The 16,291-nt window shown below is 64.1% G+C and carries 12 protein-coding genes; 8 read left to right on the top strand and 4 right to left on the bottom strand.

The genetic code is table 11. The features are described from left to right. Nucleotides 1-124 precede the first annotated feature (124 nt). Nucleotides 125-2,854: a DNA mismatch repair protein MutS gene (gene mutS, locus ACFSOZ_RS22220; protein ID WP_379101531.1), complete on the top strand. Its 2,730-nt coding sequence runs from the start codon at nt 125-127 to the stop codon at nt 2,852-2,854. Here the strand turns inward: mutS and ACFSOZ_RS22215 are convergent, their stop codons facing one another. The 3 genes from ACFSOZ_RS22215 to ACFSOZ_RS22205 form a co-directional block, all read right to left on the bottom strand. Further along, the gene (locus ACFSOZ_RS22215) at nt 2,855-3,700 is read right to left on the bottom strand and encodes an aldo/keto reductase (RefSeq protein WP_379101530.1); all 846 of its coding nucleotides are present in this window, start codon (nt 3,698-3,700) and stop codon (nt 2,855-2,857) included. Nucleotides 3,701-3,789: 89 nt separating this feature from the next. Then, nucleotides 3,790-4,182 (bottom strand): CopM family metallochaperone, encoded by a 393-nt coding sequence (gene copM, locus ACFSOZ_RS22210; RefSeq protein WP_379101528.1) that lies wholly within the window; start codon nt 4,180-4,182, stop codon nt 3,790-3,792. A gap of 43 nt (nt 4,183-4,225) precedes the next feature. Continuing rightward, nucleotides 4,226-6,727 (bottom strand): heavy metal translocating P-type ATPase, encoded by a 2,502-nt coding sequence (locus ACFSOZ_RS22205; RefSeq protein ID WP_379101526.1) that lies wholly within the window; start codon nt 6,725-6,727, stop codon nt 4,226-4,228. A gap of 190 nt (nt 6,728-6,917) precedes the next feature. Here ACFSOZ_RS22205 and ACFSOZ_RS22200 point away from each other — a divergent pair, with 190 nt between their 5' ends. From ACFSOZ_RS22200 to ACFSOZ_RS22175, 6 genes are all read left to right on the top strand, one after another. Next, on the top strand, nt 6,918-7,751 hold the full coding sequence (locus ACFSOZ_RS22200; RefSeq protein ID WP_379101524.1) for a glycosyltransferase family 25 protein: 834 nt from the start codon (nt 6,918-6,920) through the stop codon (nt 7,749-7,751). Between the two features lie 32 nt (nt 7,752-7,783). Further along, nucleotides 7,784-10,585 (top strand): [protein-PII] uridylyltransferase, encoded by a 2,802-nt coding sequence (locus tag ACFSOZ_RS22195; protein ID WP_379101522.1) that lies wholly within the window; start codon nt 7,784-7,786, stop codon nt 10,583-10,585. Nucleotides 10,586-10,631: 46 nt separating this feature from the next. Continuing rightward, on the top strand, nt 10,632-12,239 hold the full coding sequence (murJ, locus tag ACFSOZ_RS22190) for a murein biosynthesis integral membrane protein MurJ (RefSeq protein WP_379101520.1): 1,608 nt from the start codon (nt 10,632-10,634) through the stop codon (nt 12,237-12,239). Nucleotides 12,240-12,357: 118 nt separating this feature from the next. Next, the gene (gene trpS / locus ACFSOZ_RS22185; protein WP_379101518.1) at nt 12,358-13,425 is read left to right on the top strand and encodes a tryptophan--tRNA ligase; all 1,068 of its coding nucleotides are present in this window, start codon (nt 12,358-12,360) and stop codon (nt 13,423-13,425) included. A 103-nt stretch (nt 13,426-13,528) separates the two neighbouring features. Next, nucleotides 13,529-14,020, top strand: coding sequence for a universal stress protein (locus ACFSOZ_RS22180; RefSeq protein WP_111544824.1), 492 nt, complete (start codon nt 13,529-13,531; stop codon nt 14,018-14,020). 201 nt (nt 14,021-14,221) lie between these two features. Beyond that, nucleotides 14,222-14,791: a NifU family protein gene (locus ACFSOZ_RS22175; protein WP_379101516.1), complete on the top strand. Its 570-nt coding sequence runs from the start codon at nt 14,222-14,224 to the stop codon at nt 14,789-14,791. A gap of 188 nt (nt 14,792-14,979) precedes the next feature. On the opposite strand, the gene ACFSOZ_RS22170 is transcribed toward ACFSOZ_RS22175, so the two are convergent. Beyond that, complete coding sequence (locus ACFSOZ_RS22170) at nt 14,980-15,597, bottom strand: L,D-transpeptidase (protein WP_379101514.1); 618 nt, start codon at nt 15,595-15,597, stop codon at nt 14,980-14,982. A 229-nt stretch (nt 15,598-15,826) separates the two neighbouring features. Between ACFSOZ_RS22170 and cueR the strand changes: the two genes are divergently transcribed. Beyond that, nucleotides 15,827-16,249 (top strand): Cu(I)-responsive transcriptional regulator, encoded by a 423-nt coding sequence (gene cueR, locus ACFSOZ_RS22165; RefSeq protein WP_379101512.1) that lies wholly within the window; start codon nt 15,827-15,829, stop codon nt 16,247-16,249. Nucleotides 16,250-16,291 lie beyond the last annotated feature (42 nt).

Below are 16,291 nucleotides of genomic sequence, written 5' to 3'. Positions count from 1 at the left end.
ACCGCCAGCGTTCGGGAATCGCGGTTGGTGCTGGCGATTGCGAGCAAGCGGCCGTATCGGTCGTCCCCCGTTTTTCGAGGCGCCGGCATTAAACCGCGCGATCACATCTGCTAGCGTGCCGCGCATGAACATGCACACCCCGAACGAGCCCGACGCTCCCGAGGCGATGGCGCCATTGCCGACAGCCGCTGCCGCCGTCACGCCGATGATGGAGCAATTCATCGAGATCAAGGCGGCGAACCCGGATTCGCTGCTGTTCTATCGCATGGGCGATTTCTACGAGCTGTTCTTCGACGATGCCGAGAAGGCAAGCCGGGCGCTGGGCATCGTGCTGACCAAGCGCGGTAAGCACCAGGGCCTCGACATCCCGATGTGCGGCGTGCCGGTGCATGCGGCCGACGACTATCTGCAGAAACTGATCGGCCAGGGATTCCGCGTTGCCGTCTGCGAGCAGATCGAGGATCCCGCCGAGGCCAGGAAGCGCGGCGGCAAATCGGTGGTGCGCCGCGACGTGGTGCGGTTGGTGACGCCGGGCACCATCACCGAGGACAAATTGCTGGCGCCGTCGGAATCGAGTTTCCTGATGGCGCTGGGGCGGGTGAAGGGTGGCGCGGAACACGCCTTCGCATTGGCCTGGATCGACATCTCGACAGGCGCCTTCCGTGTTACTGACACCACCGCCGACAGGCTGCTGGCCGACATCTTCCGTGTCGATCCGCGCGAGCTGATCGTTGCCGAGCCGGTGTTCTACGACGCGGAACTGAAGGCGGTGTTCGACGTGCTTGGGCGCGTCGCCAACCCGCAACCGCCCTCGCTGTTCGATTCGGCCTCGGCCACGGGCCGCATCGCCCGCTTCTTCGACGTCGCGACGCCGGACAGCTTCGGCGCCTTCTCGCGCGCCGAACTGTCGGCGATCTCGGGCGCCATCGCCTATGTCGAGAAGACGCAGAAGGCGGAGCGCCCGCCGCTGTCGCGGCCGGAGCGCGAGGAGCAGGGATCGACGCTGTTCATCGATCCGGCGACGCGCGGCAATCTGGAACTGCTGCGCACGTTGTCGGGCAGCCGCGAAGGGTCGCTGTTCAAGGCGATCGACCGTACGGTGACCGGCGGCGGCGCAAGGTTGCTCGCCGACCGGCTGATGGCGCCGCTGACCGACCCGGCTGCGATCGGCGCCAGGCTGGACTCGGTGTCGTTCTTCCGCTCCGAGACGCGGCTATGCCAGGTGGTGCGGTCGAGCCTGAAGAGCGTCGCCGACATGCCGCGTGCCTTGTCCCGGCTGGCGCTGAACCGGGGCGGCCCGCGCGACCTCGGCGCGCTGCGCGCCGGTTTCGAAGCGTCTGGCGCGATCGCCGGGATCTTCGGCGAGACCACCCTGCCCGGGGAATTGACGGCGGCGCTGGGCGCCATCGAGGCACTGCCCAGGGCGCTTGCCCAGCACCTGACGCAAGCGCTTGGCGACGAATTGCCGCTGCTCAGGCGCGACGGCGGCTTCGTTCGCGGCGGCTACCATGCCGAGCTCGACGAGATGCGGGCGCTGCGCGACGAATCGCGAAAAGTCATCGCCGGGCTGGAACGCTCGCTGATCGACGAGACCGGCATCCGCTCGCTGAAGATCCGGCACAACAATGTGCTCGGCTATTACATCGAAGTGACCGCCAACCATCATGCAGTGATGACCGGCAGCGATGGCGCCAAGGCGCGCTTCATCCACCGCCAGACCATGGCCAACGCCATGCGCTTCACGACGACCGAACTCGCCGAACTCGAGACGAAGATCGCCAACGCCGCCGACCGGGCGCTGAGCATCGAGCTTGCCGCCTTCGATGCGCTGACGGCGGAAGCGGTCGGCGAGGCGCAGAGGATCCGCGCCGGCGCCGACGCGCTTGCCGTGCTCGACGTGTCGGCGGCGCTCGCGCTTTTGTCCGAGAGCGAGGCCTGGTGCCGGCCGGTGGTGGATTTGAGCCTCGCCTTCGAGATTTCGGGCGGACGGCATCCGGTGGTCGAGCAGGCGCTGCGCCGCTCCGGCGAAGGGCCGTTCGTCGCCAATGATTGCGACCTGTCGCCGGAGGGCAGCGCCAAGAACGGCGCGATCTGGCTGTTGACCGGCCCCAACATGGGCGGCAAGTCGACGTTCCTGCGGCAGAACGCGCTGATCGCCATCCTCGCCCAGACCGGCTCGTTCGTGCCGGCGGCATCAGCCCATATCGGCGTCGTCGACCGGCTGTTCTCGCGCGTCGGCGCCTCGGACGATCTGGCGCGCGGCCGCTCGACCTTCATGGTCGAGATGGTCGAGACGGCGGCGATCCTCAACCAGGCCGGCGAACGGGCGCTGGTGATCCTCGACGAGATCGGCCGCGGCACCGCCACCTTCGACGGCCTGTCGATCGCCTGGGCAGCGGTGGAGTACCTGCACGAGAAGAACCGCTGCCGGGCGATCTTCGCCACCCATTTCCACGAAATGACCTCGCTGGCCGGCAAGCTGGCGCGGCTCCACAACGTCACCATGCGGGTCAAGGAGTGGGAAAACGACGTCGTCTTCCTGCACGAGGTCGGCAAGGGTGCCGCCGACCGTTCCTATGGCGTGCAGGTGGCGCGGCTGGCCGGCCTGCCGGAAGCAGTGGTCGACCGGGCCAAGCAAGTGCTGCACCAGCTGGAAGAAGGCGAGGTTTCCGGCAAGACCAACCGGCTGGTCGACGACCTGCCGCTGTTTTCGGTGGCGGTGAAGCGCGAAGCGCCGAAGGCGGTCAAGAGCGACGCTCTCAGCGAGGCGCTCGGTGCGATCAGCCCCGACGAGATGACGCCAAGGGAAGCGCTTGAGGCACTGTATCGGTTGAAGGGGCTGGCGGGAAAGTAGTCAAACCATCTCCAGTCCGCGCTTCCGCGTCGGCGGCGGAAAGGCGCGGTCGAGATCGGCGATGTCCTGCGGCAAAAGTTCGATGTCGAGCGCCGCAAAATTCTGGCGGACATGCTCCAGGCTGCTAGCCTTTGGAATGGCAATGACACCCTCCTGGTGCATCACCCAGGCCAGCGCGATCTGCGCCGGTGTAGCGTTGTTGCGGGCGGCGATGGCGTCGAGCCTGGCGTTGCGCGCCAGCGCGCCCTGCTCGACCGGCGAATAGGCCATCAAGGGTATGCCGCGCTGCCGGCTCCACGGCGCTAGGTCGAATTCGAGACCGCGCCGAACCAGATTGTAGAGCACCTGGTTGGTCTGGACGTTGCCGCCTTCGGGCAAGCCGACCAGCTCTTCCATCTCGTCGGTGTCGAAATTGCTGACGCCCCAGTGACGGATCTTGCCGGCCTCTTTCAGCGCTTCGAAGGCCGCGACGGTTTCCGCCAGCGGCACGCTGCCGGGCCAATGCAGCAAATAGAGATCGATGCGGTCGGTGCGCAGCCGCTTCAGGCTGTTCTCGCAGGCGCGCTGCACGCCCGCGCGCGAGGCGTTGGACGGCAGCACCTTGGAAACCAGAAAGGTCTCGTCGCGGCGCCCGGCAATGGCCTCGGCGACCACCTCCTCGGCACCGCCGCTGGCATACATTTCGGCGGTGTCGATCAGCGTGATGCCAAGGTCGAGGCCGAGCTTGAGGGCACTCACCTCGTCGGCACGACGGCGCAAATCCTCGCCCATCTTCCATGTGCCCTGACCGAGAACGGGGATTGTTTCACTGGAAGGCAGCGTGGTGGTTCTGATGATCGACGGCATGGCGGGCTCCAGTTGAGACCGGATCGCATCACAGCCTCGGCGAGAAATCCAGAGAGAGTTCTCCCCGGATTCTGCTTCGCGAAAAAGGCTTACTTCACCGGATGGGCTGCGAGCCAGTCCTGCATCTGCTTGATCTCGGCTTCCTGCGCGGCGATAACCCCCTCGGCCAGCTTGCGGATTTCCGGGTCCTTGCCGTTGGCAAGCTCGACCTTGGCCATGTCGATGGCGCCCTGATGATGCGGGATCATGCCACGGACGAAATCGACATCGGCATTGCCGCTATATTCGGAGGCCATCATATCGGCATGCATCTTGTCCATCGCCGCCTTGTAGCCTTCGGTTGAAGGGCTCGTCGCATCCGTCGACATGGCACCCATGTCGTGTTTCATCTCTTCGCTCTGCGCCGGAACGCTTTCGAGGAAGACGGCAAGCAGCATTCCAGCGGCCATCAGCAACAGTACGAGTTTTCTAGCCAAGGTCATTCATGGTCTCCTGTTGAACGGGTTTCGTATTTGGGGGCTTTGCTCAGAGTTTCAACGTTCTCAGTCGCAATGCGTTTGCGATCACCGACACCGACGACAGGCTCATCGCCGCCGCAGCCAGCATCGGCGACAGAAGAGTGCCGGTGAGCGGATAGAGCACGCCGGCGGCGACCGGCACGCCGAGCACGTTGTAGAGGAAGGCGAAGAACAAGTTCTGGCGGATGTTGCGGATCGTCGCCCGAGCGAGGGTGCGCGCCCGCACGATGCCGTTGAGGTCGCCCTTGACCAGTGTGACGCCGGCGCTTTCGACCGCGACATCGGCGCCGGTGCCCATGGCGATGCCGACATCGGCGGCGGCAAGGGCGGGTGCGTCGTTGACGCCGTCGCCGGCCATGGCGACGCCCTTGGCCGTGGCGCGCAGTTCCTCGACGAGGGCGGCTTTGTGTTCCGGCAACAGGCCGGCGCGAACCTCATCGATACCGAGGCTCCTGGCGATCGCTTTTGCCGTGCGTTCATTGTCGCCGGTCGCCATGACGATCCTCAAGCCGCTGTGATGCAGCGCCCGGATCGCCTCGGCGGTGGTCGCCTTGACCGGATCGGCGACAGCGACGATGCCGGCCAGTTTGTTGCCGACGGCAACAAACATCACGGTTCTGCCTTCGGTCTGCAGCGTTTCGGTCCTGGCCGAGAAGGAGGCAACATCGATGCCCAGATCGGCCATCATCGCCGCATTGCCGAGCGCGACCTTCTTTCCCGACACCGTACCGGAAACGCCCTTGCCGGTGATCGCCTCGAAGCCGCTGGCGTCGGCGATCTCCAGGCCGCGCGTCGAGGCGCCCTCGACGATGGCCTCGGCCAGCGGATGCTCCGAGCCTTTTTCCAGGCCCGCGGCAAGGGCCAGCAATTCGTCCTCGGAAAAGCCCGTGGCGGCAACGACATCGGTCAGTTTCGGCCGGCCTTCGGTCAGCGTTCCCGTCTTGTCGACGATCAGCGTGTCGACGGAGGCGAAGCGTTCGAGCGCCGCGGCTTCCTTGATCAGCACGCCGGCATGGGCGCCGCGCCCGGTGGCGGTCATGATCGACATCGGCGTGGCGAGACCGAGCGCGCAGGGGCAAGCGATGATCAGCACCGAAACCGCCGAGACGATGGCGAAGATCAGGCTGGGTTCGGGCCCGAAGATCGCCCAGGCGACAAAGGCCGCGATAGCGACAAGCACCACGGCCGGGACAAAGTAGAAGGAAACGCGGTCGGCCAGCCCCTGGATCGGGGCGCGCGAGCGCTGCGCCTTGGCGACGAGTTCGACGATGCGCGCCAGCGTCGTCTCGGCGCCGATCCGCTCGGCGCGCATGATCAGCGAGCCATTTTTGTTGAGCGTGCCGGCGGTGAGGGTATCGCCTTCGGTCTTTTCGACCGGCAACGGTTCGCCTGTGATCATCGATTCGTCGAGGGAGGAGTGGCCCTCCAGCACGGTGCCGTCGACCGGCACGGCGTCACCGGGACGGATGCGCAAACGATCACCGGCCTTGACCGCGTCGAGCGGCACGTCGGTTTCTGAGCCGTCGGCGTCAATCAGCCGCGCTGTCTTCGGCGCGAGATCGAGCAACGCGCGAATTGCCGACCCGGTCATTTCACGGGCGCGCAGTTCCAGCACCTGGCCAAGGAAGACCAACGCGACGATGACGGCGGCAGCCTCGAAATAGACCGGCACCGCACCGCCGTGGCCACGGAACTGATGCGGAAAAATATCCGGAAACAGCGTCGCGACGACGCTGTAGAGATAGGCAGCACCAACGCCGAGTGAAATCAGTGTCCACATGTTGGGGCTGCGGTTGACGAGCGAATCCCAGCCGCGATGGAAGAAAGGCAGCGCCGCCCACAAGACGACGGGACTGGCCAAAGCCAGCTCCAGCCAGACCATCGTCCGTTCGCTAGCAAAGGCCTGGAAGGTCAGGCCGAGCATCGGCGCCATGGCGACGATCAGCAACGGCACCGACAGCGCGGCACTGACCCAGAAGCGCCTGGTGAAATCGACCAGCTCGGGATTTGGCCCCTCATCGCCCGATGGCACGCCCATCGGCTCCAGCGCCATGCCGCATTTCGGGCAGGAGCCGGGCTTGTCGCGGATGATTTCGGGATGCATCGGGCAGGTGTATTGCGTGCCCTTGGGCATTGGCTGGGGTGCGGCCCTGCCGCCGAGATATTTTTGCGGCTCGGCCTCGAACTTCGCCTGGCAGCCGGCCGAGCAGAAATAGAAGCCCTGACCTTCGTGACGGAAAAAATGCCTGGCTGTTGCACGGTCGACGGTCATGCCGCAGACCGGATCGGTGGCCGTCAGGAATTTCTCCGGCTCGGCGACAAATTTGGCGCGGCAGCCTTCGCTGCAGAAATGATAGAGATGGCCATCCCGCTCGGCTGTCGGCTTGCTGGCGGCCGGAGCGACGACCATCCCGCAGACCGGATCCCGCACCACGGCCGTATCCCCGTCTGCAGCTTTCGCCGCGCAACAGCCGCCATGGGGGTGATGATGATGGTCTGAATGCTTCATTCAAAAGTGCCTCGATGCCGCGTTTCAATGCGGAGGTAGTGCTTCCAGTAACTAGAAGGTCAAGGGCATAATTTCTTTTTCCTTATGCCGTTGTGGGCGCCGAGCCACGTCAAAGAAAGTCGAATACGCGATGGCGTCTTGTGCTATGGACCCGCCGATCGACACTCCAAAGGCATCGATTCCATTTGCAATGAAGTGCCTGCTTATCAACCTCGACCGGTCCCCGGACCGGCTTGCCCATATGACGGCGGAGTTTGCCCGTATCGGCATTGAATTCGAACGGATCGCGGCGGTCGACGCCCAGGGTCGGCCCGATCTGGCGGAAATACCGATGCGACTCAATCCGCTGACGCAGTTGCGTCTAGCCAACACCGAGATCGCCTGTTTCCTCAGCCACAAAGCCTGCTGGGCAAAGATCGCCGATGGCGACGATGCCTATGGCGCGATCTTCGAGGACGATACCGTCTTGTCCGAGGCAGCGGAGCCATTGCTCGCCGATGCCAGCTGGATCCCCGCCGATGCCGATATCGTCAAGATCGAGACCTTCAGGAGAACCGTGATCGCCATGAAGCGCGCCTCCATCGGCCATGGCTTTTCAGTGGCCAGGCTCCATCGAGCCCATCTCGGTGCGGCCGGCTACATCGTTTCAAGACAGGCGGCGCGCGACTTGCTCGAAGCGACAGGGAATATCGACAGTCCCGTCGATCACGTCCTGTTCGATCCGGGGTTCGCGATATCGTCGAGCAAGACGATCTACCAGATCCTGCCGGCGCTATGCATACAGGATCGGTTCCTGAGCGAAAAATCGATGGGATTGCAGAGCCTGCTCAGTGAGGAGCGCGAAAACGGCAAGTCCAAAAGGCAAAAAATGCCACCGCTGGCGAAATTCGGGAACGAAGCCGGGCGGATATGGCGGCAGATTTTCGACATCTTCCAGTTGAGAAGAGGAAAGACCATCCCGTTCGACTACCACGGAAAGCGTGTCCGTCCTGCCCATACCCACAAGCGCGAAAAAGCGCTATAGACGCCGCCGAAAAGGCGAGGCCAACCGGTACCATGGCGAAAATCTCCCTGAAGCTCGACGAACTGATCGACGGCGAAGCCTTGCGCCGCGAGATGACGGCGCTGACCGCGGCCACGGCCGGGGACGGCTCCGGACAGGCCGCGCGCAGCGGTGTGCTCCAGCTTCTCAAGGGGCGGCTGGCCGACGGGCGCGTCATTGCCGAACGCATGCTGCGGGACGATGGCGGCGGCCGGGCCTGCGCGGCGCGGCTGTCGCATCTCATGGACGAGATCATCCGGGCGCTTTACGATTTCGCCGTGACGCATGTCTACCGGGTCAAGAACCCGTCTTCGGCGGAGCGCATGGCCGTCGTCGCGGTCGGTGGCTATGGCCGCGGTACGCTGGCACCGGGATCCGACATCGACCTGTTGTTCCTGTTGCCCTACAAGCAGACGCCGTGGGGCGAACAGACCGTCGAATATATGCTCTACATGCTGTGGGATCTCGGGCTGAAGGTCGGCCACGCCACCCGCAACATCGACGAATGCCTGCGCCTGTCGCGCACCGACGTCACCATCCGGACCTCGATTCTCGAGGCGCGGTTCCTGTGGGGCGAACTCAAGCTCTATGACGAACTGATGCTGCGCTTCGACCATGAGGTGGTGCGCACGACCGGCCCCGAATACGTCCAGGCCAAGCTGGCCGAACGCGACGATCGCCATGCCAAGGCCGGCGAAAGCCGCTATCTGGTGGAGCCCAACGTCAAGGATGGCAAGGGCGGCCTGCGCGACCTGCAGACGCTGTTCTGGATCGGCAAGTATTTCTACCGCGTGCGCACCGGGGAGGAACTGGTCGACAAGGGCGTCTTCACCGAGGGCGAATATCGCGAGTTCCAGAAGGCCGAGGATTTCCTGTGGGCGGTGCGCTGCCACATGCATTTCCTTACCGGCAAGGCCGAGGAACGGCTGCATTTCGACATCCAGCGCGAGATCGCCGAGCGGCTGGGCTACACCAGCCATCCCGGCCTGTCGGCGGTCGAGCGCTTCATGAAGCACTATTTCCTCGTCGCCAAGGATGTCGGCGACCTGACCCGCATCTTCTGCGCCGCGCTGGAGGAAGAGCAGGCCAAGCACGTGCCGGGCTTCAACCGCATCTTCCTCACCTTCTCGCGGCGCAAGCGCAAGCTTGCCGGCACCTCGGACTTCATTGTCGACAACCACCGCATCAACATCGCCGACGACCAGGTGTTCGAGCGCGATCCGGTCAATCTCTTGAGATTGTTCTGGTTCGCCGACAAGCACGGCCTGGAGTTCCATCCCGATGCGCTGAAGCTGCTGACCCGCTCGCTCGGCCTGGTCAACAAGTCGCTGCGGCGCGACGAGGAGGCCAACCGGCTGTTCCTCGACATCCTGACCTCGGACCGCAATGCCGAACTCAATCTGCGGCGCATGAACGAGGCCGGGCTGCTCGGCAGGCTGATCCCGGATTTCGGCAAGATCGTCGCCATGATGCAGTTCTCGATGTACCACCACTACACGGTGGACGAGCACCTGATCCGCTGCATCGGCGTGCTGGCCGAGATCGAGCGCGGGGACGGCGAGAAGGTCCATCCCCTCTCCCACACGCTGATGCCAGGCCTGAAGAAGAGCCGCGAGGCGCTCTATGTCGCCGTGCTGCTGCACGATATCGCCAAGGGCCGGCCGGAGGATCATTCCGAGGCCGGGGCGAGGATCGCGCGGCGCATCTGCCCGCATATGGGGCTTTCGCCGGCAGATACCGAAACCGTCGCCTGGCTGGTCGAGAACCACCTCGCGATGTCGATGACGGCGCAGACCCGCGATCTCAACGACCGCAAGACCATCGAGGATTTCGCCGCGATCGTGCAATCTGTCGAGCGGCTGAAGCTGCTTTTGATCCTCACCGTGTGCGACATCAGGGGCGTCGGCCCCGGTGTCTGGAACGGCTGGAAAGGCCAGCTGCTGCGCACGCTCTACTATGAGACCGAGCTGCTTTTGACCGGCGGCTTTTCGGAAGTGTCGCGCGCGCAGCGGACGGCGGCGGCGCGCGAGCGTCTGGCCGAGGCGCTCGCCGACTGGCCGGACAAGGCCCGCAAGCGCTATGTCGCCCTGCATTATGAGAATTACCTGCTGACCGTCGATCTTGCCGATCAGCTGCGCCATGCCGAATTCATCCGCGAGGCGGACGCTTCGGGCAACAAGCTCGCGACCATGGTCAAGACCCACCAGTTCGAGGCAGTGACCGAAATCACCGTGCTGGCGCAGGATCATCCCCGCCTGCTCTCGGTCATCGCCGGGGCCTGCGCCGGGGCCGGCGGCAACATCGTCGACGCGCAGATTTTCACCACAGCGGACGGCCGCGCCCTGGACACGATCCTGATTTCAAGGGAATTCGACCGCGACGAGGATGAGCGCCGGCGCGCCGAGCGCGTCGGCCGGCTGATCGAGGACGTGCTGTCGGGCAAGAGCTGGCTGCCGGAGATGATCGAGAAGCGGACCAAGCCGCGGCGGGGGGCCAAGGTGTTCAAAATCCCGCCGCGGGCCGAAATCCGCAACGCGCTGTCGAACCGTTTTTCGGTCATCGAGGTCGAGGGGCTGGATCGGCCAGGACTGCTGTCGGAGATCACCGGAACGCTTTCCGACCTGTCGCTCGACATCGCTTCGGCCCACATCACCACCTTCGGCGAAAAGGTCATCGACACCTTCTACGTCACCGACCTCACCGGCCAGAAGATCGACAGCCCGGCCCGCATCGCCACCATCCGCAACCGGCTGATGGCGGCGCTCGAAGGCGTCGTGCCCGAACGCGGCGGCAAGGCCAAGGCGGCGGCCGAGTGACCGCCACCATCACTTTATCCTCATCCTGCAGGCAGTCTCCAGACGCATGAGCCTCGTCAAGAAATTCGCAACGGTCGCTTCCGGCACGCTGATGAGCCGCGCGCTTGGCTTCGGCCGCGAGATGCTGATGGCGGCGGCGCTCGGCACCGGACCGGTCGCCGACGCCTTCAACGCCGCCTTCCAGTTTCCCAATACTTTCCGCCGGCTGTTCGCCGAGGGCGCCTTCAACGCCGCCTTCGTGCCGCTGTTCGCCAAGGAGATCGAGACGCACGGCACCGATGGCGCCAAGCGCTTCTCCGAGGAAGTGTTCGGCGTCTTGTTCACCGCGCTGCTGGCACTGACGATCGTCATGGAACTGTCGATGCCGCTGATCGTGCGCTACCTGGTGGCGCCGGGTTTTGCCGGCACGCCGGGGAAATTCGACACCACGGTGTCGCTGGCGACGATCATGTTCCCCTACCTGATCTGCATGTCGCTGGGCGCCATGATGGCGGGCATGCTGAATTCACTGCGCCGCTATTTCGCGGCGGCGGTGGCGCCGGTGTTTCTCAACATCATCCTGATCGGCGTGCTCGCCTATGCCTGGTACAAGGGCTCCGACGCCCTCACAGTCGGCTACGGGCTGTCCTGGGGCGTGCTTGCCGCCGGACTGGTGCAACTGGCGATCGTCTGGGTGGCGGTGCGCCATGCCGGCATCTCGATCGGCTTCCGCCGTCCGAAAATGACGCCCGCGGTCAAGCGGCTGCTGATCCTGGCGCTGCCGGCGGCGATCACCGGCGGCATCACCCAGATCAACCAGTTGATCGGCACGGCGATCGCCTCGGCGCAGAACAGCGCGGTGTCGTCGCTCGCCTATGCCGACCGCATCTACCAGCTGCCGCTCGGCGTGGTTGGCGTCGCGGTCGCGATCGTGCTGTTGCCCGAACTGTCGCGGGCGCTGAAGTCGGGCAACCTGATCGAGGCGGCCAATCTGCAGAACCGCTCGTTCGAGTTCACGCTGTTCCTCACCTTGCCGGCAGCCGCCGCGCTCTGGGTGATGTCGGAACCGATCGTGCGGCTGGTCTATGAGCGCGGCGCGTTTGCCGCCAACGGCTCGACGCCGACGGTGGCGGCGATCCTGGCGATCTTCGGCCTCGGCCTGCCGGCCTTCGTGCTGATCAAGGCGTTCACCCCAGGTTATTTCGCGCGCGAGGACACGCGCACGCCGATGATGTTCGCCGCCATCTCGGTGGCGGTGAACGTCACCACGGCGCTGACGCTGTTTCCGGAAATGGGCGCGCCAGGCATCGCCGTCGCTTCGGCCGTCGCCGGCTGGGTCAACGCCCTGATGCTGCTCGGCGTGTTGATCCGGCGCGGCCATTGGGGCCGCGACGTGCCGCTGATGAAACGCATTCCGCGGCTGGTGCTGTCGGCGATCGTGATGGGGGCAGCACTGTATTTTGCCGAGCACTGGTTCGCCGTCAGGCTCGGCCGGGGTGCGCCACTGGTCGTCAAGGCGACGACGCTTCTCGCCCTCGTCGCCGGCGGGGCGCTGCTCTACTTCATCACCGCCTTTGCCACCGGCGGCGCCGATTTCGGCATGATCCGGCGCAACGTCAAGCGGGGAACGGGGAAAGCGGCGCCACCGGCCGCAAAGACCAACCCGGACGAGTAAACCGGACAAGTTGAGGGCAAAACCGGTCTTGATCGTATCGTCGTGTTCGTCCATAAGCGCGCCGTCGCAAGACTTTCGCCGCGCGCGAAACGGCCCTCCACAAGCCAAGGGAACAAGCATGACCGCCTTCAAGCCACTCGTCTTTTCCGGCGTCCAGCCGACCGGCAATCTGCATCTCGGCAACTATCTCGGCGCCATCAAGAAATTCGTCGCCCTGCAGGACACATCCGATTGCATCTACTGCGTCGTCGACCTGCATTCGCTGACGGCACAGCTCGTCTATGAAGACCTCGCCGACCAGACGCGGTCGATCACCGCGGCGTTCCTGGCCTCGGGCATCGATCCGAAGAAGCACATCGTCTTCAACCAGTCGCGGGTCATGCAGCATGCAGAGCTCGCCTGGATCTTCAATTGCGTGGCGCGCATCGGCTGGATGAACCGCATGACGCAGTTCAAGGACAAGGCCGGCAAGGACCGCGAGAATGCCTCGCTGGGCCTGCTTGCCTATCCGAGCCTGATGGCTGCCGACATTCTGCTCTATCGTGCCACCCATGTCCCGGTGGGCGAGGACCAGAAGCAGCACCTGGAACTGACCCGCGACATCGCGCAAAAATTCAACAACGATTTTTCGGACCGCATCGCTGCCCTTGGCGTCGGCATCGAGATGCAGGTCGGCGAAGAGACGGTGAACGGCTATTTCCCGCTGACCGAGCCGGTCATCGGCGGGCCGGCGGCACGCATCATGTCGCTGCGCGACGGCTCGAAGAAGATGTCGAAGTCGGACCCGTCGGATCTGTCGCGCATCAACCTGACAGATGACGCCGACGCCATCTCGAAGAAGATCCGCAAGGCCAAGACCGACCCGGAAGCGCTGCCGAGCGAGCTGGACGGCCTGGCCAGCCGGCCCGAGGCGGAAAACCTGGTTGGCATCTATGCGGGTCTCGCCGATATGTCGAAGGCCGACGTGCTGAAAGAGTTCGCCGGCCAGCAGTTTTCGGTGTTCAAGCCGGCGCTGGCCGACCTTGCGGTGGAGAAGCTGGCACCGATCGCCAGCGAGATGCGCCGCATCTCCGACGACCGCGCCTATGTCGACGCGGTGCTCAGGGATGGCGGCGAGCGCGCCGGCGTGCTGGCCGAAGCAACGATGAAGACGGTGCGCGACATCATCGGGCTGCTGCAGGACTGATCCCAGCTCGGGTGCACTGCACCACACTGGCATAAGGCCGGCGGCTTGCCGCCGGTCTGCGGCGGTGGCAGATTGCGGCCGCAATGACACCGAGTATGTAGACATGGTCTCCAAACGCCTCAGCCGCGAAGCCGGCCATCGCCGCAAGTTCCTGGCGATCATCGACGACACGCCGGAGTGCGAGCGCGCCGTCGCCTACGCCTCGAAGCGGGCGCAGAGCACCAGCGGCATGCTGGTGCTGCTCTATGTCATCGAGCCGGATGATTTCCAGCACTGGCTGGGGGTCGAGAAGATCATGCGCGAGGAGGCAAACGCCACGGCGCGCGCAGCACTCGACAGCTATGCCAATAAGGTGCGCCAGAAACTCGGCATCGAGCCGGAGATGGTGGTGCGCGAAGGCAAGCCGACGGAAGAGATCCACAAATTGATCGAGGAAGACCAGGATATCGCCATCCTGGTGCTGGCCGCCGGCGCCGGTAAGGAAGGGCCAGGACCGCTGGTCGGCGCCGTGGCCGGCAAGGGTGCCGCCTTCCCGATCCCGGTGACCGTGGTGCCGCAGAACCTGTCGGACGAGGAGATCGACAGCCTCGCGTGAGGTGTGCTGGGATTCCGGTGATGCCGGCCTGCAAACGGCCTGACCTGAATCTCAATACACCGCAACGCGCGTCGCAGGAATCTCGCAAAAACATTCCGCCAGCCAGCCGTTCCGGCGATGCGTTTCGCTTGAATGTCCAGCCAATAGAGCCTATTTAGAACTATTCCAAACTGGTTGCCCGAAACGGGCACGGAGACGGCCATGTTCATCCAGACCGAATCGACGCCAAACCCGACGACGCTGAAATTCCTGCCCGGCAAGGAAGTGCTTGTGGAAGGCACCGCGGATTTCCGCGATGCCGACAGTGCCGCCACCGCGTCGCCGCTGGCTGGCCGGCTGTTCGAGATTCCCGGCGTTACCGGTGTTTTCTTCGGCTATGACTTCATCACCGTGACCAAGGACGGTCCCGACTGGCAGCATTTGAAGCCGGCGATCCTCGGCGCCATCATGGAGCATTTCATGTCCGGCGCGCCTGTCATGGTCAAGGCCGGTCCTGCCGCCGAGACCAGCCTGACCGGTGAGTTCTACGACAAGGCCGACGAGGAACTCGTCATCACCATCAAGGAACTGCTCGACACGCGGGTGCGCCCTGCGGTCGCCCAGGACGGTGGCGATATCACCTTCCGCGGCTTCGAGAACGGCACCGTGTTCCTGCACATGAAGGGCGCCTGCGCCGGCTGCCCGTCATCGACGGCGACACTGAAGCACGGCATCCAGAATCTCCTGCGCCACTTCGTGCCTGAGGTGCAGCAGGTCGAACAGGTCTCCTGATCGTTCGTTCTGCTGGCAGCTTTGCCGGCAAACCAGATCCAATCAATCGCAAAAAACAAAAAACCGGGCCAAATTGCCCGGTTTTCTGTTTGGGACGTCCGTTGTTGCCTAGACGGTCCGCGTATGAAAGGTGCCTCTATCTGATCATGATTTCTCCGAAAACCGTCACCGGTTTTCGGGATCATGGTCTAAAGAACAATGACCTTGGCGCCGACCGAGGCGCGGTCATAGAGGTCGATAATGTCCTGATTCATCAGGCGGATACAGCCTGACGACATTGCCTTGCCGATCGAATTCCATTCCGGGCTGCCATGCAGGCGATAGCCCGAATCCCCCCCCTTGTTGAACAGGTACATGGCGCGCGCACCGAGCGGGTTCTTCAGGCCCGGCTCCATGCCGCCGGCAAACTTGGCCAGTTCCGGCTGGCGGTGGATCATCTGCGAAGGCGGCGTCCACGTCGGCCATTCGCGCTTCAGCGCGATATGGGCGGTGCCGTGCCACTCGAAGCCCTCACGGCCGACGCCGATGCCGTAGCGAATTGCCCGGCCGTCACCCTCGATGAAGTAGAGGAACTTGTTCTGCGTATCGACGATGATGGTGCCCGGCCTTTCCGAGCTGTCGTAGTTCACTTCCTGCCGATGATACTTCATCGGCACCTTCTCGATCGGGATACGCGGCAGCTGGTAACCGGCATCGGAGACCGCGCCATAGTCGTTGGTGAACATCTGCATGCCGATGCTGCTGCAACCGGCGATGGCAGTGGAAAGCGCCAGTGCGGCGACTATTGCAAACGACTTCATGCGCATCAGGTGATCCGGTGCCTCGCCCCAACTTCAACGGCACGAGTCGGCCGCTTTCTCTCACGATCATTCATGCTGGCATTTGCTTTGCTTGCCAAGCACGCGATGCCTATATGCAGTGGCTTACGTGCCGGTAAGCGCATCACTATGGCATTTCGGCAACAGGCCTCGCAGGATTGTGAAGGAAATTCAATGGCCCCGTCCGCAAGCCCCTTAAATATCAAGGAAAATCGTCATGAATGTCGGTGAAGCCGCCCACCATTCAGGCCTGCCAGCCAAGACCATCCGCTACTATGAAGAGATCGGCCTGATCGCCCCTGCGCGCGCCGGCAACGGCTACCGCGACTATTCCAGCGACGACATCCACCGGCTGGCCTTTCTGCGCCGTGCGCGCAATCTTGGCTTTTCCATCGACGATTGCCGCCAGCTGATGGCGCTCTACAAGGATCGGAGCCGCGCCAGCCATGACGTGCGCGAGATCGCCGCCGCCCATGTCAGGGCGATCGAGGAAAAGGTGCGCGAACTGCAGTCGATGCGCTCGACCCTGCAGACGCTGATCCACGCCTGCCATGGTGACGAAAGGCCGGACTGCCCGATCCTGGATGACATGGCGGGGGCGGCGTTGCTCAGCGGCAAGGATGCTTCATCGGCCGCATAGGCGCTAAGCGTCCAGCGGGAGCATTATTTGGAAACCACGAGG

This window comes from Mesorhizobium newzealandense, assembly GCF_042682145.1.
GTDB lineage: Bacteria > Pseudomonadota > Alphaproteobacteria > Rhizobiales > Rhizobiaceae > Mesorhizobium > Mesorhizobium newzealandense.
The sequence above is the reverse complement of the archived record's forward strand: the minus strand, read 5'-3'. Positions and strand labels throughout refer to the sequence as shown.